Below are 24,369 nucleotides of genomic sequence, written 5' to 3' on the forward strand. Positions count from 1 at the left end.
AGATGTGTATAAGAGACAGATCGGGAACTGTGCTGCGATAGCGACCGCGAGGACGAGCACGCCTTGTGGGTCGTTTGGCGTGGCCGCTAGCGCGTTAGAACCAAACGCGGCGGCGATGCCAGCGACGGCTGTCAGCGTCGTGACAGAGAGCCCCCGCATATGGGAGCTCATTCCGTCCGCCGTTTCCGTAGCCATACCACACGTTCCACTACCCGCAACCAAAAGGTGCGCGGTTCAGCACTGTGACGCGGTCGCGAACGCATGTGCCGGTGAGACTGACTCCTCAATCTTTATGCGCCCGGCGCTTGTGATTACGGGTAATGACGGACTCTGATGGGGAAGCCATCGCAGACCTTCCGCCGAGCGCAAAGCTCGTGTACAAGGTTCTGGAGTACGACGGCCCACTGACACAGAAAGGCATCGTCGAGGAGTCGATGCTTTCGGCACGGACCGTCCGATACGCTCTGGAACGACTCGACGAAGTCGGTGTTATCGAAGAAGACGTGTACTTCGCCGACGCGCGACAGAACCTCTACGAGATTACCGAACAACCGGCAGAAGCAGACGCCGCAGTTTCGGACTGACTCGCCTTCTCGCTCGCTGTTTCCCAGCGCGGTCAGGAGCTTGCCGTTACAGCGACGCGACCACGTCGTCCGTCGTCGCGATCGTCGCGAACTCACCACGCAGGTGCGCCAGCGCCGTTCGATGGACGAGATCCGGCTCGAAGCGCTCCCCGTCGAGCGTTCGGTCGAACGTCGCTGTCGCGTCGCCTGGGACGACGACATCGAACCCGCGGTTTTCGGCCATCCGCGTCGTCGTTGAGACGCAGTGGTCAGTCGTCAGGCCACAGATGACAAGCGTCTCGGAGGCATTGTCGCGAAGCCAGTCCGCAAGTCCGGTGTCGATGAACGCGCCGTTGACGCGCTTCGCAAACGTCGCCTCTCCTGTTTTGGGCGCCAGTTCCGGTTTGAACGCGAACCCTGGCTCACCGCGCCGAAGCGGCGAGTCCGGCTCAGTAGAGTCGTGGCGAACGTGCGCAACTGGCAGATCGCGCTCTCGCCATGCAGTAAGGAGGCGCGTCGCGTTCGCCTCGGCGTCGGGGTTGTTCCGTGTCCCCCACACCGGGTCGTCGAATCCTTGCTGGAAATCCACCAGCACAAGCACCGGCGTTTCGGGAAGCGAGACCATCTCAGTCAGCCAGCTCCGGCGCGGGCGTCTCGACGAGCCACTTCGATTTCGGATGCTCGCGCGTCACGGTTATCGGGCACTCATCCGGCGAGGCGTTCTCGTCCGATGACAGCATATACTGCGGCCATTCTCGGTCGCCCTCGACGCCCCAGTCACCTAGGTCGGCGTGGGGACAGACGCCGTCGTACTCCTTCAGCCGTCCCTGAATGACATCGCGGGCATGCTGGCCGGCCTCGGTGTCGGCCGTGACGTTCAGGTCCTCGAACAGCGCCCGGGGCTGGAACGTGATCTCCAGCCCGACCGGACAGTAGCGGCTCTTTCGCGTGTCGTAGAACGGTGCGCGGCAGGTCGGAAACATCGGCTTGCCGCCGAAACAGAACTCCCAGTGCGGGTCGTCCGGGTCAGTCGGAATATCCTCGGGCCACGGCTCCGGGTCGTGGACGTGGAGGAACTGAAGAATGTGCCAGAGTCGGTCGTGGTACTCGGCCTCTGTCAGTGGCCGTTCGGGTGGCCGGAAGAAGGTCACTAGCGAGGCCCGCTCGCTGTGGTCTTGGTAGGTATCGAGATACTCCAGCAGCGTCTGGCCGAGGTCGAACAGCGCGTCCGCGTCGCTCATCGACGGGACAGCCGTGTACAGCGGCTCACCGTCCCGAACTGACTCAGCGCCGAAAAAACAGGGGAACGGGGAGCCGTTTCGCTCGCCGGTCAGCCCCTCACGGAAGGTCCGCCAGTGGGCCCCGACCCACTCTGGCGCATCGCCCCGCTCCACTCGGGCGGCCAGCGTCTCCTGGTCTTGTAGCCTACCGACGACTGCATCGGTCATAGCTAGATTCTCGCGCTCCAGCGGAATTTAGCTGTCGTTTTCGCCGGCTCGGCCCGACTCTCCGGGCGGTAACCGTGAGACTGCTCCCCCTCGCTGAACCCTACGACAGCACGACGGTAATCGTGCTCCCGCGGTCGATAGCACGCTCCAGTTCCTCGGCGATGCCCGACCCGCGCGAGACCTGAATCTCGCCGCCACGGGAGACGGTCGCGGTAAAGAGGTACTCGCCGTCGGCCTGCAGTTCGACCGTGTCACCGGCGTGCCCGTCGAGCGGGACGATGACGTGCCGCGAGGTAACTTCCGGCTGGACGATTTCGCCCTGCTTGCCGCCGGATTCAGTCTGGGGGCCGCCCGACGGCCCGGACGGTCGTTCCTCGAAGGTCCGCACGTCGATGTCGATACCGAGGCGGTTCTCCACGTCGGAGATGCGGCCGCCGCCCTTGCCGATGACCTGCGAGATGTCGTCGTCTTCGACCCAGACGACAGCGGTGTTCGGGCCGCGGAGTTCGACCTCGACGTGGCCCCGAGCGATAGAGCGGATCTCGCGTTCGACCTCCTGTTTGGCGAGGCGGTCGACGCCGGAGTCCTGCTCGTCCTCGTCGTCGTTCAGCGGCACCGTCACGACCTGGTTGTTGAAGGTGTAGATCTCGAACTCCGGCCGACCAGTCTCGAAGTCCTGAACCATGATGACCGGTCGCGCGAGGTCCTCTTCCATCAGCCCCTGTGGGACCTTGACTTCGGTCGTCACGTCGTAGACCGTGTCGACCTCCCCGGCTTCGATGTAGACGACGGTGTCGACGATCTGGGGGATGAGCCCGAGTTCGACGCGGCCGATGAGCCGCTGAAGCGCGTCGATGGCGCGGGTCGCGTGAACGACGCCGACCATGCCGACGCCGGCCAGTCGCATGTCCGCGAACACCTCGAAGTCGTCGGTCTTGCGCACCTCGTCGTAGATAGTGTAGTCCGGCCGGACCATCAGCAGCGAGTCGGCGGTCTTCTCCATCGAGCCGCCGAGTTCGGTGTACTGCGTGATGTTCGGGCCGACCTGGAGGTCTCGCGGTTTCTCCATCGTCTTGACTGCATAGTCGGCGTCGACGAGGAACTCCCCGACCGCTTGGGCGAACGTCGACTTCCCGGCCCCGGGCGAGCCGGAGATGAGGACGCCGCGCTGGTGTTCGGTGAAGCGGTCCCGGAGCTGGTCCGCGTACTCGTAGTCGTCCAGCTCGGTCTTGACAATGGGCCGGACGGCCGTGATTTCGAGTGCGTCCGAGAAGGGTGGCCGCGCGATGGCGATGCGGTAGTCCCGGAACTGGGTGATGGTCATGCCGGGCTCGTCGAGTTCGAGGAAGCCGTCCGGCGAGGCGCGCGCGCTTTCCTCGATGTCGGCGGCGTACTCCCGGAGTTCGCTCTCCGTCGCGGGACTGTCGCGGATCGGCGTGTACTGCATGTCGCCGATAGATCCCTTCTTGGCGTAGGGCTCGACACCGACTTTGAGGTGGACGCTCATCGTCCCCTCGTCGAAGAAGTTCTCTATCTGCAGACGGTCGACTGTTCGCTTGACTGGGTCGACGAACTCCACTGCCAGGCCCTTCGCGCGGGCGACTTCGGCCTGGACGTCGTCGCTGGTCACGAGCGTCGCGTCGCGGTCCCCGGCGATGTCCCGGATGAGTGCGTCGATCTGCCCTTCGCCGGCCTCTCGTTTCTCGATAGCGTCGGGCCGCCGGCCCACGTACTCCACGTCGATGAGGCCGTCTTCGGCCAGATCGACGAGCGTCTGGAGTTCTTCGAGTCCCTCCCAGCCCGTCTCGCGGCCGTCGTTCGCCTGTGCTTCGAGTTCGCCGACGACGGCTTCGGGAACGACGACCGTCGCGCCGGCAAAGCCCATGCCGTCGACGTCGGTGTCGGGGTCGGCATCGGCCTTCACTTGGTCGGACACGCGGCCGTCGATGACCACGCTCGTGTCCGGTACGATTTCCATACACGAACGTTGGAGACTGCCGTTGATAAGGGTGTGGAGTCCGCACGCTGTCTGTCTCTATGCACCGACACTGCGAAAGCGGGACAGACGCTGTAGCGCAGCCGACCTAGACGGCCTTTTGCAACCGCGTTCGGACACTCCGGTCGGCGGCGGCGAGCGCCGCCTGGCCGAACTTCCGAGCACTACGCTCGCGAACCAGGAGCGTCCGGGTCAACTCTCGGAGGCCGTGCCGCTCGACGCTGAGTTCGACTGTTTCGGCGTTCGTCGCAACGAGGTCAACGTGCTGGTTGTCCCGCAGTGCCCGCCGCAGTTCGCTGACTTCATCGGCTGTGGCCGCTTCGACCGCTATTTCGGAGCCCATCCCCTCTACATACGCACTTGGCATGTATTTGGGCACCACTAAATTGTTTAGGCTGCCGTGGTTCGTCACTCGGCGAGACACAACCCCGCGAGCCCGCCGCGGATTTTTTGCTGTCCGCGCTCCCGAACCACGGTATGGAGACGCTGCCGTCGCTGACTCACGACCTCGTTTCGATCTCCAGTCACGACGACGAAGCGGCTGCGGGGGAGTATATCCTGACGTGGCTCCGGGAGCACACCAATGCACGCGTCAGCCGTGATGACCACGGCAACGTCATCGCGCGAAAGGGACAGGGCGACACGTCACTGGCACTTGTCGGCCACCACGACGTCGTCCCACCGGACGAGTCGCAGGTCGACGCCGACGGCGAGTACGTCATCGAAGAACGCGACGGCCGCCTCTACGGCCGCGGTGCGGCGGACATGAAAGGGTGTGTTGCCGCGGCGATGCTGGCCTTCCGGGACGCCGACCCCGCCAGCGAACTGGTCTTCGCCTCCTTCGTCGGCGAGGAACAGGGCGGGGTCGGCTGCCAGGCCGCTATCGAGGATGGCTTCGCGCCCGACTACGCCGTCGTCGGTGAGGGCTCGACCGGCTACTCCGCACCCGGTGTCACGGATGTGGCCGTCGCGCACAAGGGTCGGCGCGGGTCGACTATTGTTGCCGAAGGCGCGGCGGCCCATGCCAGCGAACCCGACGCGGGCGCGAACGCCATCTACCGCGCGACCGACGCCGTCGACGTGGTTCGGGACCTCGACTTCCCGTCGACGACAGTGCTCGGCCACGAGATGAGCGGGAGCGTCGCAGCCACCGAGATTGACGGGGGTTCGGCCTGGAACGTCATCCCAGAGCGCTGTGCGGTCACCGTCGACGAGCGGACGGTCCCCGACGAGCGCGCACCGCTTGACAGGGTCGAAGCCATCGACGGCGTGTCCTGGCGCGTTGACCAGGACCTCCCGCCGATGGCCTGTGGCGACGCCGGATTCGCGGAGAGGGTGCTGGACGCCGCTACCGCGGCTCAGGACGCTACACCCGAACACGTCGTCAAACCGCACGCGACCGATGCCGGCTGGCTCGCCCAGGCCGGAACGGACTGCGTCGTTGTCGGCGCGGCCGAACCCGGCGAGGCACACACCGCCGACGAGAGCGTGTCGCTAACCGTCGTCGAACGATGTCGGAACGTCTACGAGCGCGTCGCCGAGTCGTGGCCGTCCGAGTGATTGGCGACTGTTCCGTGTCGCCTTGATATGCCCTGTTAGCCAGTGCACCCCTTACCGGCGGCATCGGGTCTTTACCGTCGCCGGCCTAACCCCGCCGTATGGCAACAGCGAGCGAGGACAGCGAGTCCACGTACGAGCAGTTTCTGGATCACGTCCGCCGCCTCCACTACGTCCAGGACGCCGGCGGCGTCCTCAACTGGGACCAGCAGGTGATGATGCCCGACGCCGGCACGCCGGCCCGGGCGAAGCAGACCTCTGCCATCTCCACGCTTCATCATGAACTGCTGACTGACGACGACTTGGCCGACTGGCTGGACGAACTCGACGATGCCGACCTCGACCCCGAGCAGGCGGCTGTCGTCCGGGAGGTCCGGCGGGACCACGAGCGAGCCACCAAGGTTCCCGCCGATCTGGTCGAACGCATTTCCGAGGCGTCCTCGAACGCCCTGCCGGTCTGGAAGGAGGCCAAGGCCGAGGACGACTTCGACGCCTTCGCTGACACGCTCGAAGAACTCGTCGAACTCCGCCGGGAGTACGCCGCCGCCATCGACCCCGACCGTGACCCCTACGAGGTGCTGTTCGAGGAATACGAACCGTACCTCGGCATCGACACCGCCGAGGACGTGCTGACAGACCTGCGAGACGCGCTCGTCCCGCTCATCGACGACATCGCCGACAGCGACGTGACGCTTGCGGACCCGTTTGAGGGGACGTACGACGACGACACACAGCACGCTCTCGTCGAGACGGCGCTGGACACGCTAGGGTACGACTGGGACCGCGGCCGCCTCGACACCGCGCCCCACCCGTTCTCGATGGGGACACAGTTCGACGCCCGCGTCACCACCCGCTTCACCCCTGAGGACCCGCTGGACGCGCTGGGCTCGACCATTCACGAGTTCGGCCATGCCACCTACACGCTCGGCCTGCCACAGGAGGCGTACGGCACGCCGCTGGGCGACAACCGCGACCTCTCGGTCCACGAGTCACAGTCCCGCTTCTGGGAGAACCACGTCGGTCGTTCACGCCCGTTCTGGGACTTCTTCACCGAGACGGCCAACGACCACCTCGGGACTGACGCCACCGCCCAGCAGTTCTACGAAGCGTTCAACGAGGTGTACGACGACAACCTCATCCGGGTCGAAGCGGACGAACTGACTTACCATATGCACATCATCGTCCGCTTCGAAATCGAGCGCGACCTCATCCGCGGGGACCTCGACGTGGCGGACGTGCCGCAGGTCTGGAACGACAAGATGGAGGAGTATCTCGGCGTCCGTCCCGACACCGACGCCGAGGGCTGTCTGCAGGACATCCACTGGACCAACGGGTCCTTCGGCTACTTCCCGACCTACACGCTCGGGTCGGTGCTGGCCGCACAGCTGGACCACCACGCTCGGCAGGACATTGACGGCTTCGACGACCACGTCCGCGCCGGCGAGTTCGACCCGATCCACGACTGGCTCACCGAGAACGTCCATCAGCACGGCGCACGCTATCGGACTGACGACCTCGTGGAAGAAGCGACGGGTGAAACCTTCACCGCTGAGCACTTCCTCAACTACGCCGATGAGAAGTACCGCACGCTGTACGACTGCTGACACGATGGTCGACGAACGCCGTTCCAGATATCGACTCTGATACTATTGGGCAACTCGTTTTATATTCCCCGTCCATTGTGACGACTACTATGGCTGAGAGACCGACGGAAAATGTACCGAGCCAAACAGGGTCGGGAATCGACGATAATATCGACGCGGATATTCAGGACGACATCGCGGAGAACATCGACACGGAGGCCGGCTACAGTCACGCCGCCGCAAGCGAGATTCAGACGATGCTGTCCGAGTTGGAGGGATCGTCAGTCGGTATCGCGGAGGAAACCGCCGACATCCGCGAACAGGCTGCCGAGCAGTACGAGAGCCTGACAGATATCGCAAACGAAGTGTCGAACCTCTCTGCGTCGGTCGAGCAGATTGCCTCGTCGTCCGAAGAGGTGTCCGCGGCCTCCCGCGAAGCGAAGGAACTCGCCGAGCGCGGGCAGGGGAACGCTGACGACGTCCACGAGGCGATGGAGAACATCCAGCAGGCGGCCGACAGCGTTGCCGAGGACGTCAAGACGATTCAGGAGAGCGTCCAGGAGATCGACGAGATCGTCGACGTCATCAACGACATCGCCGACCAGACCAATATGCTGGCGCTGAACGCATCCATCGAGGCCGCTCGCGCCGGCGAAGCTGGTGAGGGGTTCGCCGTCGTCGCAAACGAGGTCAAGAGCCTCGCCGAGGAGTCACAGGAGCAGGCGACGACCATCGAGCAGATGATCGATGGCATTCAGGACGATACCGAAAACGCCGTCGAGAGCCTCGAAGAGAGCAACGAGGAGATCGACGAGGGGATCGACACCGTCGAGGAATCGACCGAAATTCTCGAAGAGATCGACGATACCGTCCGCGAAGTCAACGACGGTATCGAAGAGGTCGCGACGGCCACGGACCAGCAGGCCGCCTCGACTGAGGAAGTGGCCAGCATGATCGACCAGTCCACGGACGCAGCCAAGGATATCGCCGACAGCACAGCCGATATCGCCGACGAATCCGATGAGCAAACAGATCTGCTCACCGACATCAATCAGGCGATAGACGACCTCGTTGCGGACCTCCAGCGCAACAACTGAGCCGGTTGGACATCTCGGCCCTACAGCTCAAAACACTCGAGACGAACCAGTCGTTTATTTCTCCGGGTGGCGTACGACCACTATGCGACCGGATCTGGACCCAGAACAGCTTGACCGCTACTCCCGGCACATCATCATGAACGACGTCGGGCCGGAGGGCCAGGCCGCGCTGCTCGACACCGATGTACTGGTCGTCGGGGCCGGCGGCCTCGGCGCACCAGTCCTCCAGTACCTCGCGGCTGCGGGCATCGGCCGGCTCGGGATCGTTGACGACGACGTGGTCGAGCGGTCGAACCTCCAGCGGCAGGTCATCCACGGTGATGACGACGTTGGCCGGCCAAAGGTCGACAGCGCCGCCGAATTCGTGACCGGGCTCAACCCCGACGTGACCGTCGACCGCCACGAACTGCGGCTGGCGCGGGAGAACGCGACCGATCTAGTGGCTGACTACGACATCGTCGTCGACGCCTCCGACAACTTCGCCACGCGCTTTCTTGTCAACGACGCCTGCACGCTCTCGGGCACGCCGTTCTCCCACGGGGCGATCTTCCAGTTCGAGGGGCAGGTGACGACGTTCTCGGGCGACAGCCCATGTTACCGCTGTCTGTTCCCCGAGGCCCCACCGGAGGGCACCGTCCCCGACTGCGCGACTGCGGGCGTTCTCGGTGTCCTGCCGGGCACTATCGGATGCATGCAGGCGACCGAAGTCGTCAAACTCGCAATGGACTACGGCGAGACGCTGGAGGGGCGACTCGTCGCCTACGACGCCGCCGAGATGTCCTTTGAGGAGATCCCTGTCGCTGCCAAACCCGACTGCCCGGTGTGTGGCGACGACCCCGCTATCGCGAGCGTCGCCGACGCCAGCTACGAGGGTCGCTGTTCGCTCGCTGAGGACTGAGTGGAACCGTTCCGTTCTCCTGTCTAATTCTCACGGCTGATACTGCGGAACCGAGGTTTATGTCACGATAGCCACGAGTCGGGACAACGACCCACATGTCCCGTCCTGACCACGCCTCTCACCCCTTCTCAGTTCGCTTTGAGAAGCCCAGCTACGTCGAACTGGTGTTCTCGCTGGTGCTCGTCTGGGGCTTCGGCGACGCGCTGTCGACGCTGTTCGCCGCGCAGTTCGCCGGGCCGGGGCTGGAGGCCAACCCGTGGATACGAGTCCTCCTTATCCACGAACCGCTGCTCGTGATTGCGCTGAAGATGGCAGTCGTCCTTTACGTCGGCGTCGTCCTGCTCGAATGTCGTGACGTAGTCGAGCGGGTCCCGCTGTGGCGGGCCTGGCTCCTGTCTGTCGTCGCCCTCGGCGCGGTCGTCGTCCTCGGCAACACGTACGTCGGTTTGGCCGCAGCCGCCGCTTAGGCCCGAACTGTCCCAAGTTCTACGACGGCGTCCCGCGGCGGTGTCTCGAACAGATCTGGGTGGACGAGCCCCGCTAGGAACTCGAGCGTGTCCACGAGCCGCGGCCCGGATCGATTCACGTAGTGGTGGCCGTCCATCACGTACGCCCGGCCGTCCCGAACCGCAGTCAGGTCGTCGAACCCGGGTCGTCTGGTCAGGTCTGTGAGGTTCTCGCGGGTCTGTGCCACGTCGAAGCCACACGGTGCGGCCACCAGCACCTCTGGGTCGTATTCGACGACTTCCTCCCACTCGCGCGGCCGGGAGTGAGCGCCGGCCGTTTCCATCCCGTAGGCGCCGCCCGCCATCTCGATCATCTCCGGGACCCAGTGCCCGGCAGCCATCACCGGATCGAGCCAGTCGAGTACCGCCACACGGGGGGCCGTCCCGGCCCGCATCGCTGTCGTCTCCACTGCTGCGACGCGGTCCCGGAGGTCAGCGACGAGTTCGGCGGCGCGATCGTCACGCCCAACAGCCGCGCCGACCCGGTGGATGGACTCGAACAGGTCGTCGAGGCTGTGGATATCAAGCGTCAGTACGTCGGCGTCCAGCCCCAGTTCCTCGACAGCTTCGGCGACCAGCACGTGGTCGACGGCGCACACGTCACAGACGCCCTGAGTGACGATGAGGTCGGGGTCCAGTTCCGCGAGCGTCTCGCGGTCGATGGCGTAGACGCCGTCGTTCTCTTCGGCAGCCGCGACCTGCTCGTTGATCTCGCCGCTCGACGCCGTCGGATCGACGCGCGACCGATTGACCGACGGCTTCTTGCGGGCTGCCGGCGGATGGTCGCACTCGTGTGAGACACCGACCGGCTCGACGCCGAGCGCGTAGACGATTTCCGTCGCCGAGGGCAGGAGCGTGACGACTCGCATACTCCGATCTTGGCCCGCGCCGACAAAAACCTGCGTCCACCACATCGCCCACACGCTTCGTTACGCTTACCCTCTGTCGCCGACGAGACGCGGGCATGGAAGTCAAGTCGCGACACCACCTCCGTTCGGACGAGGTCGACACCATCACGACGGCGCTGTCGGAGAACCTCGGTGTCGAACTCGACGCGGACAGCTTCGAAAAGGTCGAGTTCGACGACAGCGACTGGGACGTCGTCCTCGTCGACGGCGACCCGCTCGTCCTCTATCTGAACGGCGAACCGTTCCTCACAGTACAAGGTGCCAATCAGCATCCGCCCCAGAAACACATCGTCACCGTCGACGCCGGGGCCGTCTCGTTCGTCTCGGACGGCGCTGACATCATGCGGCCGGGTATCACTGAGGCCGACGATGACGTCAGTAAGGGCGACCTTGTCGTCATCAACGAGGAGTCCCACGGGAAGTTCCTCGCTGTCGGCCGGGCACAGACCGGCGGCGACGACATGGTCGGCGACAGCGGGAAAGTCGTCAAATCGCTCCACCACGTCGGCGACGATCTGTTCGAGTTCTCGGTGTAGCGCGATCCACTGGTATCGTACTCCGGTCACACCAGCGGTCGGAGCCCGAATCGGTCGAAGGAACGGTCTATGCTGATTCTAACAACCGCTTCGACCACACCAGCTCCCACGGCCACCCCAAGCAGCAGTGGCCAGACGGTAAGATACGACGAGAGTGGGTGGAGATGTGTCCCGTACAGCCACTCATACACCGTATCGCCGAGCAGCCAGACCGTCACGAGCACTGGCGTGACAAGTGAGAGGCGGCTACAGAGATACAGCGGGACAGCGGCTACGAGGCCCATCCCAACGGCGGCGTAGCCGGCCCCGAACACGAGTTTCGTCGGGTCCTGCGACGAGAAATGGACGCCGTTTGCAAACAGCCACGACAGCACGCCGATGGCATAGAGCACGCCACCGACGGCTGCGACGGTGCGGGGAGTCATCCTAATGGAGGGCGTGCGCATCTGTGTCGATAGTTGTCCGATCACCTGCATAACGTTTTGTGCAGCGCACGCCGCTCTCGGTCATCACCACGGAAGTTCAGGGCGTGCTTTGGCGATACGTTCGATGGACGAAAAGTTGAAACGGGTAGCGCACGCCGTGAGTGACATGGGACTGATGAGCAAGATCCTCGGGGAGTCTGGATCCTCTCGGAACACCGAGGATTACGTCGAACTGGACGCGAACGAATTCGAGATGACCGGGACGGAACTCGAGCGCCAGGTCCGGATCGCCCGTATCAGCGACAAACAGGACGTCATCGACATCAAAGACGCCGTCTACGACGGCGACGTGGTCGTCGCGGACATCACGCGCCACTCCACGCAGGACCGGACGATGGAACACATCAGCGACGAACTCAAGCAGGTCGCCAACGAGGTCGGCGGCGACATCGTCCAGAAGGACGATGACCAGCTCATCATCACGCCGGCTGGCGTCGGTATCTCCCGCGAGCGCCTCGGTCGGTAGGGGCTGTTCCCTTCTTTACGGTACCGCTCCGCGTTGTCTTTCCTGTCAGCTCGTCTCAGTCTAACTGCCGGTTTTCGGGGGCTTCAATGCGTTTTTCGGTGTCGCCACGCTAAGGGCGGCAATGACTGAACCGGCGATACGCGCCAGTGGATTACAGAAGCGCTACGGCGACGTCCAGGCGCTCGACGATTTGGACCTGACAGTCGATCAGGGTGAGTTCTTCGGACTCCTTGGCCCGAACGGCGCCGGCAAGACGACGTTCATCAACACGCTGGTCGGCCTCGTCCACAAGGACCGCGGGACTGCCGAGGTCTTCGGCTTCGACGTGGAAGACGACTACCGGGAGGCTCGCGACCGAATCGGCGTCGCGCCACAGGAGTTCAACGTCGACCGTTTCTTCCCCATCATCGAGGTACTCGAACACAAGGCGGGCTACCATGGCATCGGTCGAGCCGAGGCCCGAGAGCGCGCCGAAGACGCCCTGAAGACGGTCGGCATCTGGGACAAGCGCGACACGCGCTTCGACTGGCTCTCCGGCGGGATGAAACGCCGCTTCGTCCTCGCCCGTGCGCTGGTCTCCGACCCGGACCTGCTCATCCTCGACGAGCCGACGGCCGGGGTCGATGTCCAGCTCCGCCACGACCTCTGGGAGATCATCAACCGGATGAACGACGCCGGCACGACGATTCTGCTGACGACCCACTATATCGAGGAGGCCGAGCGCCTCTGTGACCGGGTCGCGATCATGGACGACGGACAGAAGGTCGAGGTGGCAGCCCCCGACGACCTGATGGCCCGCGGGACGGATACCATCGTCCTCGGCCTCGCCGAGATGCCCCGGACGACCCCGAGACTCGACGTTGAGGGCGTCACCGACGTCGAACTGACCGACGAGGGGCTGGCCGTCACTGCGATGGGCGGGAGCCAGACCGCGCCGTCGATCATGCGGGAACTCGAAGCACAGGGCCACACCGTCACCTCGCTGGACATCCGCCGCGCGTCGCTCGAAGAGGTGTTCGTCGACATGACCCGCGACGACCGCGAGTACGCGGAGGTGTCTGCATGAATCAGAACACGACGCAGTTCCTGACGCTGGTCCGCCGGGAAATCCTCCGGTTCGTCCGCCGCCCGTACAACACCTTCCTCCCGCCGATCATCACGAACGCACTCTATTTCTCCGTGTTCGGCGTGATTCTGGGGAGCCAGATTGGGCAGATCGCGGGCAGGAGTTATCTCCAGTTCGTCCTGCCCGGACTGGTCGTGCTGGGGGCCATCTCGGACAGTTTCGAGAACGCCTCCTTTACTATCTTCCACGGGCGCTGGAACGACTACATTCAGGCTGTTCTCACCTCGCCGATGTCGAACCGAAGTATGGTGGCGGCCTACGTCTCGGCCAGCGCGCTCCGGGGAATCGTCACGTCGCTGCTGATCATCGGCGTGGGGCTGATATTCACCTCGGTTTCAGTCCCCAACCCCGTGTATCTCGTCTCGTTCCTGCTGGTGATTACCACACTGTTCGGCGGGCTCGGCGTCATCGGCGGCCTCTGGTCGAGCGACTTCGACTACCTCACGGTGATGAACCAGTTCATCCTCCGCCCGCTGGTGTTCTTCGGCGCGGTGTTCTACTCGCTCGAAGAACTCCCGGAATTCTGGGGGAGCGTCTCGCTGCTCAACCCCATGGTATACATGGTCAACGGCGTCCGCTACGGGATGATCGGCGTCACCGAAATAGACCCGAACACATCACTGGCCGTCCTGACCGGAACGACCGTGGTCGTGCTGTCAATCGATTACGTGCTGTTCAGACGCGGCTACGGACTTGCCGAATAGCACCCTTCTGACTGTCGAATCTTCCGATCAACGGCTGTGTTTTCCCGCGAATATCGTTCCGATAAAACGGGAATGTCGGCTCGATAACTGACCTGGCCGCGAATGCCGGATTGGGTCCGCTCCGGCGGGCGGACAAACTATGACAGGCTGCCCCGGAGCTGGCTCCGTGGCAACACGAGGGGTGTCTCGTGCCCCGGATACTTGTGCGCGCCTCCGGGCGAGGCGTATGTGAACTTATGACACAAGCGTATTTAGATGTGACGCCCGTCTGACGCTGAGTGATACTGGCGGTACTCAGTGTCGATATCGAAGAATTTCCGGATGCCTACGCGGGCCGTGCCGAACCGATACGCAGTATCAGCCTGCCGGCACTCGTGGACATTGTGCGCCCGACGACCGCCGTTAGACGTTGTCCGGGGCGTCGGCGTCGTCCTCAACCGAGCGCTTCAGCGAATCGCGTCGCGCCTTCGCGTCGCGGTCGGTTGCTTCTTCCAGGAAATCGTTCTTCACGGCGACGGCGTCCTCGGCCGCATCGACGTTGCCCTCGGCGATGACATCCTCTGCCGGTCGCTCGTCGATGTGGAGCGCGATTTTGTCTTTCTTGGAGCCATACTCGACGCGGCCCGCGACAACACGGTCGAACACGGGGTTGTCGGGGTCGTCGACGACCAGTAGGTCGTTGCCCTCGTACTCTTCTGTATCCGTCACTTCGCCGAAGTACTCCTCGACGAACGCTTCCATGTCAGGGACGCGGTCTTCGAGATGCTCGCCCCGTCGCATCTTGTACTCTCGCATGGGCGAGTTTTTGCGAGGGGCTGTCTTACCCTTTGCGTTCACTCCTCGCCACGGGTGATAAGTGACCCCTTGTGACACTCCGGACAGAAGTCCCCGGCGCGCAACGATGTCGATTCTACCTCGGTAGTGAATCCACACTCCGGACAGGCGAACTCGCCTTCCGGAACCGTCACGGCGTTATCGCTGGTCGGCTCGACATCCGAATCGTCGTCCGTTCCGGTGTCGACCGGCATCGTCTCTGGCGACCAGCCGTCCCCGTCGTCTCCCGGCTCATCGGGCCACTCACCGGGCTGGCGGTCATCGTCGGCCGACTCCGTCTCCTCTTCCTCGCCGAGGATGAGTCCGTCGTCCTTCTCCGGATCAGTCTCGTCTTCGGTCACCGGTTCCTCGCCTTCGGCGTCCGGGACGTCGACCGTCGTCGTCGGCTCGTCCAGTTCCACGTCGCCGCTCTCTTCTTCCTCCTCGCTGTCGTCGATGATCTCGGCATCGTCGGCCGATGGATCGACCGGCTCGCCGTCGTCCACGACGTCATCGCCGATCTCACTGCCACCCGGTGTTTCGACCGGGTCGTCGACGCTGTCCCAGCTGTCCGAACGCTCTGCACCCTCATCATCGGACTCGACCGCACTGTCAGTCGGTTCGTCTGCCGGCGGTGATTTGGGTTCCGCCGTTTCGGATTCGGACTCGTCTTCGACGAGGTCACTGGCGATGTCCGACGGCGTCTCGATAGCCGTTACCTCCTTGTTTTCCGAGACGATTCGCGTCTTTCCACACCGCTCACAGGTCTCCCGTTCCTGGATGGTGATGACGACTTCGCTACCCTGCTCTTCGCGCTCGCGCTCGACGGTGGTCTCACCGTACTTGTGCCCGAGGACGGAACATTTGAGACCCATTGCCAGAACTTCCCACCGTGGTGTACTTAAACCCTGCCCGTTGGCTCGACAATTCGTGACAGAACGCCACCTGTTTCACGACTGTGACGTGTTAATTTCAGTCCAGATTGTGAAATTTTATAACTGGTACCGGTGCTACGCTACTCCAATGCAGCGGACGACGACACTCGTGGTGTCGGTCCTCGCCCTCTCGGCGCTTCTCGGCGGGACAGCGGTGGCGACCGAGAACCAGCCACCGCTTGCCGACGCCGGACTAGACCAGTCCGTCCAGCGGGCCACGACGGTTCAGTTGGACGCTAACGGCTCGCGCGACCCCGACGGCACAATACAGAACACCGAGTGGTCCATCGAAAAACCGGACGGCACAACACGCACGCCCGACTGCCCGACCTGTGGCCAGACGACGTTCTCCCCGGCCGACACCGGCCAGTACAACGTCACCGTCACTGTTACTGATGATGACGGGGCATCGCGTTCGGACACGCTCCACGTCGACGTGGTGGCCGCCGGCGGGCCGTCAGTCTCAGTTTCGGCCCCGCCCGCAGTCCCCGTCGGCCTCCGGCGGAATCTGACTGCCAATGCGACTGCCGGCGATGCCGACCTCCGAACACTCGCGTGGGTCGTCAACGGCACCGCGCAAAACCAGACGCGACTCACCGGCGAGAATGGGACCTCGACTATCACGCATACGTTCAACAACTCCGGTTCTGTGTCTGTCCGTGCGGTCGCCTACGATGCCGCCGGACGGCGTGGCGTCGCCAACCGGACGATTCAGGTCGCCGACTCGTCCGGCAGTGGTGGCGGTGGCAACAGTTGCTCGGGTGGCAGCGGGAACTACTACGCTGACGGGCAGAACAGGGGCTGTACGAGTGCTGCTATGCGAATCGGAGATACTTTTGTCGATACTGACGGACGGGATGGCCTGCATGTGTACGTTGACAATGAGCTCACTAAGATAGCAGACGAAAATGAACTGGATTCGCTCTCTGAAGACGGTTATGGCGGAGTATTCAGCAAGGAGACTGTTAATGAGATAGCGGATGAAGCGGAAGAGAGGAAACGCTCAACTTCTGATGGTGACGATGATGGCGGTGGTAACGATAGTAATAATGATGAATGCAGTTACTGCAGCACCGATAGCACTGCTAGCAATTCTAATTCTGACGGTAGTACTCGCCCAGGCTCTAGCGTGCCAAACGATCTAGGTGGAGATTCCAGTAATGATGACGATGATGACGGTGGCTATGACTGGAGCTACGATGATGACGATAGCGGCAGTAGCGACGATGATGATAACGACGGTGGTCAGTTCAGTGGTGAGGGCGACGACGATGATGATGACAGCGGCGGTTGGTTCGGCGGAGGGAGCAACGATGACAGTAGTGACGATGGTAGCGATGACGATGACGGCTGGAGTCTCTGGTAGGTGTTTTCAGTATTATTTTCAGCGTAGGTTTTATAAGAAATAGAAATTGATTTTGAGATAGAATGAATCGAAATCACAGTGTCGCAGAGGTTGTTGTTTACATACTAACGACAGTTGCAGGCGCTCTGCTACTCCCAATTGCTGTTCCGGTTTTCATGTGGTGGAACGGGCATGGCTATGCAGATGAATACCTATGGCTGTCCGATATCCAGTCAGGTAATGGACTTGCCAGCGGCTTGACCCCATTTGTTTTCGTAGTTGTCTTCGCTGCTCCTATTCACGATATTCCGATTTTCGCCTCTGGCGGTGGGACCGTGCGTGCCTCATCAGTGAGACTGGACGATAGCGGGCCGGCAGCTAGTTCGACGTCAAAACTAATGCCGACCTCAACTGAGGTCCCGATCCCTCTGCTCGTTGAAGAGGATAACAGGGATACAGACCTCAACAACGAGACTCAAGAACCATGGTAGATACTAACACTCTATATAGTGCTGTCGCTATCTCTCTCCTGATTATGTCTGCCGGATGTTCCGGCTTCGTGGGGGGGAGTGGGCCAACCGAACAGACAGCTGCGCCAACGCAGACGCCAGCAGCTACACCTGAGCCTACACCCAAGGCTACTGAAACGCTAACGTCCGAGCCAACGGCCGAAGCTATTGAAAGCTCAAACCCTGAGCCAATAGAAACCGAATCCGATAGGGAAGAGCTAACGAAGACTGAGAAGTTTGCAGAGTTCGATGAGGATATGCACCGAATGTATCGTATAACTAATAGAAGTGGCGTGCTTGAAGAAACCGAAACCTTCCCTGAGAACGACACTTATCATGTGACTGTTAATATGCGGGATACCACAAACCGGACTAAAATCGTAACCGATCGGCGTGACCCTCTTTTGAATTATTATGCCCTTGTGGCTAATTATAATGAGAACACAAGGGGATTTGACGAAGAGGACCACACGTATATTCCTGACACAGTCAACGTCACGTTTGTTACGGAAGACGGTGAGATGTTCGAGACGCGGTACATCAAGTACGTCTGGGCGTGGAAGTATTCAACCGGTGATTGGTCAATGACGGTGTATGCCGGAAAATATGCCGGGACCGTAAAGAAGGGACCAGGATATCATGAAAAGTGGAAGTAGAGGGCCAGTCATCTCAATATTATGTGCTACAGAGCGGTTGTCGGTGACGACCGCACTGCCTATGAGTAAGCCAAGTATATTTTCCACTTGTAACGGTCCGAAAGGACCGGTTACAGAATCTAAGGTGACTGGACGAGCGAGACGGCAAGCCTCATCTTCGACACCGGTGTTGTACGGTTTGCTTCACAGAGCAGTATATCAAAATTCCGAGGGACAAAGATTAGACCCAGCCGGTTTTAGAGGGACATATGAGAGCGAAGCCGGAGTATCGCGACCGGGACGACACAGAGGTTGCGGTGCTCGATGCGCTCGCTGACCGCCGCGACGAGGGGATGACCGTCTTCGAGCTTCGGTCGCGGACGGAAGAGAATATCGACCGCATTGAGGATGCACTTGCCGCTCTCAAGGCAGACGACCTCATCGAGGTCGAGGACAACGGGGAGCGAACTGTCATTCTGCCAGGAGAGGGCGTGGTGGGTGAGTCGCTACCGGACGAAGACGAATCGATTCTCGACCAGATTCGCAAGCGGCTCCCGTTGTAGCCACAGCCGAGTATCACACCACGTCCGACGGCGCGGCTGCGCAGTTGTTCGGACCGAGTTCGAGATCGAACGCGGTGTCGTCGTCGGCTGTCTCCGTTCCGAGGTTGACGGCGATAACCCGCTCGAAGTTGGCGGGGCGCGGCGGAATGTCGTCACAGACGTACTCGACGAACGCCTCTCGGTCCATCGCGAATCCCGGGAGTCGGTCGCGGAGCGTGCCGAGGGGGGCCGTGAACGTGCCGTCGTCTGCCGGCACCGTCGACTCGCTGTAGTGGCCCGGGGCGACGCGTGTCTCATCGGGGAGCGCTGCAAGCCGGTCGGCCAGCGTGCGATGGAGGTCGCGGGCGAGGTCACGAGCGCCGTCGGTCCCGGCTTCGAGGTCTGGCCGGGCGACACTATCGAGGAAGACGCTGTCGCCGGCCAGAAGCACGTCGCCGATAGTGAAGCCAGTCATGCCGGTCGTGTGGCCGGGTAGGGGACGAGGCTCCAGTGTGGCCGACCCGAGTTGAAGCGGTTCGTCGTCGGCCAGTGCGCTCACGTCGTCGACACCGCGGGCGACTGCCCGCTCGGAAAGTATCGGTTCAGCACCAGTTTCTTCGGCGAGGCGGCGGACGCCGCTGATGTGGTCGGCGTGGACGTGCGTGTCGATAGCGCGGGTGACCGAGGCGTCGCGGTCGGCAGCGTCGGCGACGTACCGGTCCGTAAAGGCCCGGAGCGGGTCGACGACGGCAGCCGAGCCGTCGCTGACGATCATGTAACCGAGACAGCCCGACGACGGACGACGGTACTGGAGGACAGTTGCGGCGTCGCACGGAATCTCGCGAGCTTCGTAGAGCCGCGCCCACCCCTCCATGCCGTCGCTGAGGTTCTGCGCCTCAACGCCGTGTTCAGTCAGTAGGCCGGCGACGAAGGCGCTGGCTTCGCCGCGGCCACAGACAACCGTTATCGGGCCGGTGCCGACCACCTCAGCGACGAGGCTGTCCACTTCGCCGGTCACTTTCGCTTGGAGGAACTTCGTAAAAGGAAGCTGTGTTGCCGTTACCGACTCGCCGCGGAGTCGCCACTCCGCGTACTCGTCACGGTCGCGAACGTCGAGCAGCCGGACTGATTCACCGGCGTCCAGCTTCGCCTGCAACGTCGCTGCCGATAGTGACGGCGGGTCCGCCGGCGGGTCAGGGTAGTCTTCAGCCATACCGACTGTAGCGCTCCCCGGCGGATAAATCGGGCGGGGATTTCAAGCCCTTGCCGCGCCCAGCGGAGGTATGGACGCTGGAGCTACTATCGACGCCGTCCGTGACCAGACTGAGACGGAGCGAGACAGACTGGGCTCGGACAAGGTGCTTATCGCAGCAACAGATGCGACACTGGAGACGGAGGCGGTGCTCACAGCAGCGGCGACCCGCGAGTCAGGGCTTGCAGATATCCTCGGTCAGTGGGCCGCCGAGACAGACAGCGACGTGGCGACCCAGTTCGAGGCAGCCGCCGAGGCCGCGACCGGGCGGGCGGACCGCATCGACGCAGACGCCGGTGACCCCGATGGGTTCATCGACCAGCTTGGAACTGCTAGCGGGACTGCACGGCGCCTCGGGGCCGGTCTCGTCGCCGCGCCGCTAGTCGCCGACCGGTTCTACTTGCAGGTGGTGAGCTTTTTCATCAACGAGGCGGACGAGCAGCGAGCCGATACGTTCCGCGAGATTCGAGAGGAGGCGTCGGCACTCGACGACGGGATGACCGCCCTCGAACATCTCTCGGAATCCGAGCGCGAGACGGCAGCGACGGCAGCGACGGACGCTATCGGGGCGGCGTACGACGACTACGCGGAGACGTTGGAGGCGATGGGACTGGACCCGAAGCCGATCTGCTAGTCAAGTCGGTAGGTCGCAACACGGTTGGCGGCATAGAGGAATCCGGCGATGGCGCCAGCAACGGCGATCCCGATACTGGTTACAAGTCCGCCGCCGAGGAGCCATGTTTTGCCGAACGGTATCGCGAACAGGTCGCGAACGGCGAGCAGGTACGTCAGGCTCCCCGGTGCGACGGCCACGCCGAGGACGAGGAAGTACAGCCCGAACGCCCAGCCGCTCGGAACAACCACTTCGTGGCCCCGCACTGACGCCGACTCGAATTTCGGGAACACGACGCCGGCTCCGACGGCAATGGCCGGCGCGGCGACAGTCGCGACCAGTGCAATTGTGAGTCCAGCAGCGAGCGTGACCGGTGGCGTTCCGGCCGCGACGCCGAGGCCAGCGACCAGTAGCGTCGTCACCACAACGCCGGGCAGTGCGCCCGCAAGGACGAGCCCGCTGACGAACGCCCGGCCGGAGACGTTGGCGGTCAGTGTCAGCGGCAGCACTCCTTCCTCGCCGCCGAGCGGATTGAGCGAAAATGCGGCCCCGAACGCCGCTGCACTGGCGAGGCCGGCACTGAGCGGGAGCGTCGGCGGGACCACTCGATCCAGAATGACGATCTGGAGATGATACACCAGGAAGAAAAACGGCATGACAGCGAACTGGACGGTAACGGGGGCTCGCTTGGCTCGGAGCCACGACTTCTGGGCGACGACGCGAGTCGCCGTCGAGACCCGTCCACTCAGCAGACGGTCCGAGAGCGTTCGTTCATCGGCGTCGAACTCGTGATCGGGCTGGACCGGATCGGCATACCAGATCCGGCCGGCTAGCCACAGACACGCGACTGCGCCGACCGGGAGCGCGCCGAAAATTCCCGTTGTGGCGACGGCGGCCGTGATCGGATTACCGCCGTTTCCCAGCACGAGCAGGACCACGTCGGCGGGCCACGAGAGCGGGGACTGGGTCGCCAGTTGGAGCACGCGAAGCTGTACTGTCGGGACGGTCGTCATCGCGACCCAACCAAGCGGCAGGACGAGCGAGACGGCGGCTCCGACGCTTGCTCGATGCCGCGCGATGAAGGCCGAGCGGTTTGCCACCAGTTTCGTCACCAGCCCCAGGCCGAAGCCGAGGACCGTCCCCAGCAGGGCGACCGCGACCGACCCGACAAGAGCCACGACAGCGACGAGCATCCCGGCATCACCGGTTGCAAGCCCGCCCACCAGCGCCAAAATCGGGACGGCGAGCGCGAGCGACACGCGACCGGCCTCAGCGGCCAACAGCCCGGCCGCCGCGTCCTCGTAGGGGACCGTCGTCAGCAGGCCGTCGCCAGCATCCGGCTCGCCGGCCGACTTCACCGTGTGTTGTAGTGTGAAGAAGCCGACGAGTCCGAGCAGTCCGACGATACCTGCCGTCGTCGCAAGCCTGACCGTGTGGGCGTCGCTGTCGGCGAGGAAGCCACCGAAAAAGAACGCTCCCGCGCCGATAGCGAGACTGTAAATGATGATGCCCAATCCACCGCCGAGCAGCATGAGCGTCCCGCGCGTCGTGCCCATGAGCTTGCGCCAAGTGCGCCGCAGTTCCGTCCGTGCGATCCGTCTCGTCCGCCGTCCGTTTGGTCGCCTCATCGCTCACCCGGGTGCTCGCTGGTCACGTCGAGGAACACGTCTTCGAGCGTGCTCCCGGACTCGACGCTGCCGGTCAGTTCCTCGGGAGACCCCTCCGCGACGAGGTCGCCGTCGTACAGGACACCAACGGTGTCGGCCAACTCCTCGACGACGGGCAGGATGTGCGTCGAGAGGAAAACCGTCGTGTCAGCGGCCGCGACCTCGCTGATAGTATCACGGACCGTCCGAGCCGCCCGCGGGTCCAGTCCCGAGGTCGGTTCGTCCAGAAAGAGCACGTCGGGGTCGTGCAACAGCGCCTGAACGAGGCCGAGCTTCTGTTTCATCCCCTTCGAGTACGTCTCGACGCGCCGGTCGGCGTCCGTATCGAGGTCGAACCGGTCGAGCAACGACTCCACGCGGTCCCAGTCTTCGTGCCCGCGCAGGCCGGCGACGTATTCCAGTTGCTCGCGGCCGGTGAGTTCATCGTACAGCGGTGGTTCTTCGGGCAGGAAGCCGATGTGTTCGACCACCGCGGCGCGGTCGGCGACCGACTCGCCCGCCACCCGTGCGGTGCCGCTCGTCGGGTTCGTCAACGTCGTCAGGATGCGAATCGTCGAGGTTTTGCCCGCACCGTTGGGGCCGAGAAAACCGAAAACACTCCCGCGAGGAACCGTCAGGTCGAGGGACTCTATTGCCGAGACGCCGCTGTAGCGCTTCGTCAACCCCTCGGTGACGATTGCGGGTGCTGGAGGGCACATACGGGCAGTGCCGCACCGACTGTGAAAAGGTCTTGCTGTTGGCGAGTCCGCTACCCGAGCCTCCCGGCGTTACTCCTCGACCGTTGCGTCGGCGGCATCAGCATCGGCGTCCGTGTCGTCTTCGTCATCAGGATTTTCGACGACCTCGATGCCGCGGTTGTTGATTGCCGACGGATCGAGCCCGACCTCCTGTAGGAAGTTCTTGTACTCGCGCTCGCACTGCTCGGCGTCCTTCTGGCGGTCGCTGGCGCGGTCACACAGTGCGATGAGGTCCTCGGGCACGTCGTTACTGTAGACAATCCAGTGGTTGATCAGATCGGAGAGCCGGCGAATCGGCGAGGTGAAGTGGCCGTAGATCTCGAAGTTCAGGGCGTGGTGGCCGCCGAAGGGGTCGTTCATGTACTTCGCGCGGGGCATCACCTTCATCACGGCCCACTGGATCTTATCGAGCTGGCGACCGGGGGCCTGTTCGAGCGTGGCGTTGACGGCCTTCCGCGGGTCGTCCCAGGCGTCGCCGGGGATGGAGACGCCGTCGAGTTCCTGAATCTCGACCAGCGCCTCGTCCCACTCGTCGGGGCTCGGCTGCGGGTGGACGCGGTACATCGCCTCAACACCGCGGTTCCACATCAGCTCGTGCGTGACGGCCTTGTTGGCCTTCAGCATGCATTCCTCGATGATGGTGTGGGCGCGGTCGCGGGCGGGGTTGAGGACGAGCGAGCCTTCTTCCTTGCGCTGCTCGTGCATCCGGTCGGCCAGTTCCCAGACGCGCTCGGTTTTCTCCGCGAGGTCGACGCTCTGGTCTTCCAGCACGTCCTCCGCGGTCTCCGGCTCGTCCAGCAGGCGCTCGGCCTCGGTGTAGGTCAGCCGGGCGTCCGAGCGGATGACGGACTTGTAGATGTTGATCTCCTCGTAGCCGAGGTTCTCCTTGTCGAGATGCATTTCGACAGTGTGTGCCAGACGGTCCTCGTTGGGGACCAGTGAACAGACAGTCTCGGCGAGGACGGGCGGCAGCATGTGGACGGTGTACGCCGGAAGGTAGACGGTGTTCCCTCGCTCAACGGCCTGCTCCCACATCTTCGTGTCGGGGTTGACGTAGTGGGTCACGTCGGCGATGTGGACCCAGAGAACGATCTCGTCCTCGCGCTCCTCGATGGAGATGGCGTCATCGAAGTCCTGTGCGTCGATAGGGTCGGTCGTCCAGGTCGTCATCTCCCGGAGGTCTTCGCGTTCGTCGACCTCGTCCTCGATTTCGGCCTGCACGTCCTGTGTGCGCTCCTTGGCCTCCTCCAGTACCTCCGGTGGGAACTCGTCGGGGATGCCGAACTTCTCGAACAGTTCCTCGCGCTTGTTCTCCAGATGGCGTGCCATTTCCGGGTCGATCTCGACGGGGCCTTGCCCTTCGGCGGTCCCGGCGGCCGCCTGCGCGTCCTCTGTAGTCATGTCACCCGGTACGAACAGGGCGTAGTTAGGGCTGTCGGGGTGGGACT

28 protein-coding genes are annotated in these 24,369 nt (G+C 63.2%); 15 read left to right on the forward strand and 13 right to left on the reverse strand.

Annotated elements, in window-relative coordinates; all coding sequences use genetic code 11:
- Window positions 1-195 (reverse strand): EMC6-like membrane protein (locus C443_RS15290; protein ID WP_449271422.1); only part of this gene is annotated, 195 nt, incomplete at its 3' end.
- 125 nt (window positions 196-320) lie between these two features.
- Between C443_RS15290 and C443_RS15295 the strand changes: the two genes are divergently transcribed.
- Window positions 321-584, forward strand: a complete 264-nt coding sequence (locus tag C443_RS15295; RefSeq protein ID WP_005537476.1) for a winged helix-turn-helix domain-containing protein — start codon at window positions 321-323, stop codon at window positions 582-584.
- A 46-nt stretch (window positions 585-630) separates the two neighbouring features.
- Here the strand turns inward: C443_RS15295 and C443_RS15300 are convergent, their stop codons facing one another.
- The 4 genes from C443_RS15300 to C443_RS15315 form a co-directional block, all read right to left on the reverse strand.
- Window positions 631-1,188 (reverse strand): cysteine hydrolase family protein, encoded by a 558-nt coding sequence (locus C443_RS15300; protein WP_005537478.1) that lies wholly within the window; start codon window positions 1,186-1,188, stop codon window positions 631-633.
- Window position 1,189: 1 nt separating this feature from the next.
- Window positions 1,190-2,011 carry a YqcI/YcgG family protein gene (locus C443_RS15305; RefSeq protein WP_005537480.1) on the reverse strand — a complete coding sequence of 274 codons (822 nt, stop codon included), beginning with the start codon at window positions 2,009-2,011 and terminating at the stop codon, window positions 1,190-1,192.
- Window positions 2,012-2,111: 100 nt separating this feature from the next.
- Window positions 2,112-3,989 (reverse strand): PINc/VapC family ATPase, encoded by a 1,878-nt coding sequence (locus C443_RS15310; protein WP_005537481.1) that lies wholly within the window; start codon window positions 3,987-3,989, stop codon window positions 2,112-2,114.
- A 106-nt stretch (window positions 3,990-4,095) separates the two neighbouring features.
- The gene (locus tag C443_RS15315; protein ID WP_229727302.1) at window positions 4,096-4,374 is read right to left on the reverse strand and encodes a hypothetical protein; all 279 of its coding nucleotides are present in this window, start codon (window positions 4,372-4,374) and stop codon (window positions 4,096-4,098) included.
- Between the two features lie 110 nt (window positions 4,375-4,484).
- On the opposite strand from C443_RS15315, the gene C443_RS15320 reads away from it, so the two are divergent.
- The 5 genes from C443_RS15320 to C443_RS15340 all read left to right on the forward strand — a co-directional run bounded on the left by C443_RS15320 (window position 4,485) and on the right by C443_RS15340 (window position 9,609).
- Window positions 4,485-5,567: a M20 family metallopeptidase gene (locus tag C443_RS15320; protein ID WP_005537483.1), complete on the forward strand. Its 1,083-nt coding sequence runs from the start codon at window positions 4,485-4,487 to the stop codon at window positions 5,565-5,567.
- 98 nt (window positions 5,568-5,665) lie between these two features.
- Window positions 5,666-7,168 (forward strand): carboxypeptidase M32, encoded by a 1,503-nt coding sequence (locus C443_RS15325; RefSeq protein ID WP_005537484.1) that lies wholly within the window; start codon window positions 5,666-5,668, stop codon window positions 7,166-7,168.
- Between the two features lie 89 nt (window positions 7,169-7,257).
- Window positions 7,258-8,244, forward strand: coding sequence for a methyl-accepting chemotaxis protein (locus C443_RS15330; protein WP_005537485.1), 987 nt, complete (start codon window positions 7,258-7,260; stop codon window positions 8,242-8,244).
- Window positions 8,245-8,326: 82 nt separating this feature from the next.
- Window positions 8,327-9,142, forward strand: a complete 816-nt coding sequence (gene ubaA / locus C443_RS15335; protein ID WP_005537487.1) for an SAMP-activating enzyme E1 — start codon at window positions 8,327-8,329, stop codon at window positions 9,140-9,142.
- A 95-nt stretch (window positions 9,143-9,237) separates the two neighbouring features.
- Window positions 9,238-9,609 carry a DUF5658 family protein gene (locus tag C443_RS15340; RefSeq protein WP_005537488.1) on the forward strand — a complete coding sequence of 124 codons (372 nt, stop codon included), beginning with the start codon at window positions 9,238-9,240 and terminating at the stop codon, window positions 9,607-9,609.
- Here the strand turns inward: C443_RS15340 and C443_RS15345 are convergent.
- Entirely contained in the window at window positions 9,606-10,517 is a 912-nt protein-coding gene (locus C443_RS15345; RefSeq protein ID WP_049944089.1) for a cobalamin-binding protein, read from the reverse strand. The genes C443_RS15340 and C443_RS15345 overlap by 4 nt on opposite strands.
- A gap of 95 nt (window positions 10,518-10,612) precedes the next feature.
- On the opposite strand from C443_RS15345, the gene C443_RS15350 reads away from it, so the two are divergent.
- Entirely contained in the window at window positions 10,613-11,092 is a 480-nt protein-coding gene (locus tag C443_RS15350) for an RNA-binding protein (RefSeq protein WP_005537490.1), read from the forward strand.
- Window positions 11,093-11,118: 26 nt separating this feature from the next.
- Here the strand turns inward: C443_RS15350 and C443_RS15355 are convergent, their stop codons facing one another.
- Window positions 11,119-11,538: a hypothetical protein gene (locus C443_RS15355; RefSeq protein ID WP_188852811.1), complete on the reverse strand. Its 420-nt coding sequence runs from the start codon at window positions 11,536-11,538 to the stop codon at window positions 11,119-11,121.
- 145 nt (window positions 11,539-11,683) lie between these two features.
- On the opposite strand from C443_RS15355, the gene C443_RS15360 reads away from it, so the two are divergent.
- The 3 genes from C443_RS15360 (at window position 11,684) to C443_RS15370 (ending at window position 13,873) form a co-directional block, all read left to right on the forward strand.
- Window positions 11,684-12,043 (forward strand): cell division protein SepF, encoded by a 360-nt coding sequence (locus tag C443_RS15360; RefSeq protein ID WP_004514932.1) that lies wholly within the window; start codon window positions 11,684-11,686, stop codon window positions 12,041-12,043.
- 121 nt (window positions 12,044-12,164) lie between these two features.
- On the forward strand, window positions 12,165-13,109 hold the full coding sequence (locus tag C443_RS15365; protein WP_005537492.1) for an ABC transporter ATP-binding protein: 945 nt from the start codon (window positions 12,165-12,167) through the stop codon (window positions 13,107-13,109).
- Entirely contained in the window at window positions 13,106-13,873 is a 768-nt protein-coding gene (locus C443_RS15370) for an ABC transporter permease (protein ID WP_005537493.1), read from the forward strand. Before C443_RS15365 ends, C443_RS15370 begins: the two co-directional genes overlap by 4 nt.
- A gap of 402 nt (window positions 13,874-14,275) precedes the next feature.
- Here C443_RS15370 and C443_RS15375 read toward each other — a convergent pair whose 3' ends face one another.
- Both C443_RS15375 and C443_RS15380 read right to left on the reverse strand, forming a co-directional pair.
- Entirely contained in the window at window positions 14,276-14,668 is a 393-nt protein-coding gene (locus C443_RS15375) for a DUF5611 family protein (RefSeq protein ID WP_005537495.1), read from the reverse strand.
- A gap of 38 nt (window positions 14,669-14,706) precedes the next feature.
- On the reverse strand, window positions 14,707-15,561 hold the full coding sequence (locus C443_RS15380; RefSeq protein WP_005537496.1) for a DUF7093 family protein: 855 nt from the start codon (window positions 15,559-15,561) through the stop codon (window positions 14,707-14,709).
- Window positions 15,562-15,709: 148 nt separating this feature from the next.
- Here C443_RS15380 and C443_RS15385 point away from each other — a divergent pair, with 148 nt between their 5' ends.
- From C443_RS15385 to C443_RS15395, 4 genes are all read left to right on the forward strand, one after another.
- Entirely contained in the window at window positions 15,710-16,987 is a 1,278-nt protein-coding gene (locus tag C443_RS15385) for a PKD domain-containing protein (protein WP_005537497.1), read from the forward strand.
- A gap of 62 nt (window positions 16,988-17,049) precedes the next feature.
- Complete coding sequence (locus tag C443_RS21290; RefSeq protein WP_152423056.1) at window positions 17,050-17,457, forward strand: hypothetical protein; 408 nt, start codon at window positions 17,050-17,052, stop codon at window positions 17,455-17,457.
- Window positions 17,451-18,131 carry a hypothetical protein gene (locus C443_RS15390; protein WP_049944090.1) on the forward strand — a complete coding sequence of 227 codons (681 nt, stop codon included), beginning with the start codon at window positions 17,451-17,453 and terminating at the stop codon, window positions 18,129-18,131. Before C443_RS21290 ends, C443_RS15390 begins: the two co-directional genes overlap by 7 nt.
- 248 nt (window positions 18,132-18,379) lie before the next feature.
- A complete protein-coding gene (locus C443_RS15395; RefSeq protein WP_004958397.1) occupies window positions 18,380-18,673 on the forward strand; it encodes a DUF6432 family protein in 294 nt (97 codons plus the stop codon).
- A gap of 13 nt (window positions 18,674-18,686) precedes the next feature.
- Here the strand turns inward: C443_RS15395 and C443_RS15400 are convergent, their stop codons facing one another.
- Complete coding sequence (locus tag C443_RS15400) at window positions 18,687-19,865, reverse strand: MBL fold metallo-hydrolase (RefSeq protein ID WP_005537500.1); 1,179 nt, start codon at window positions 19,863-19,865, stop codon at window positions 18,687-18,689.
- Window positions 19,866-19,935: 70 nt separating this feature from the next.
- Here C443_RS15400 and C443_RS15405 point away from each other — a divergent pair, with 70 nt between their 5' ends.
- Entirely contained in the window at window positions 19,936-20,538 is a 603-nt protein-coding gene (locus C443_RS15405) for a hypothetical protein (RefSeq protein ID WP_005537501.1), read from the forward strand.
- Here C443_RS15405 and C443_RS15410 read toward each other — a convergent pair.
- From C443_RS15410 to C443_RS15420, 3 genes are all read right to left on the reverse strand, one after another.
- On the reverse strand, window positions 20,535-22,145 hold the full coding sequence (locus tag C443_RS15410) for a hypothetical protein (protein ID WP_193363483.1): 1,611 nt from the start codon (window positions 22,143-22,145) through the stop codon (window positions 20,535-20,537). The two genes, C443_RS15405 and C443_RS15410, sit on opposite strands and share 4 nt — an antisense overlap.
- Window positions 22,142-22,882, reverse strand: a complete 741-nt coding sequence (locus C443_RS15415) for an ABC transporter ATP-binding protein (RefSeq protein ID WP_005537503.1) — start codon at window positions 22,880-22,882, stop codon at window positions 22,142-22,144. Before C443_RS15415 ends, C443_RS15410 begins: the two co-directional genes overlap by 4 nt.
- Before the next feature lie 69 nt (window positions 22,883-22,951).
- Window positions 22,952-24,322, reverse strand: a complete 1,371-nt coding sequence (locus C443_RS15420) for an RNB domain-containing ribonuclease (protein ID WP_005537504.1) — start codon at window positions 24,320-24,322, stop codon at window positions 22,952-22,954.
- Window positions 24,323-24,369 lie beyond the last annotated feature (47 nt).

Source organism: Haloarcula argentinensis DSM 12282, from assembly GCA_000336895.1.
GTDB classification, from domain to species: Archaea; Halobacteriota; Halobacteria; order Halobacteriales; family Haloarculaceae; genus Haloarcula; species Haloarcula argentinensis.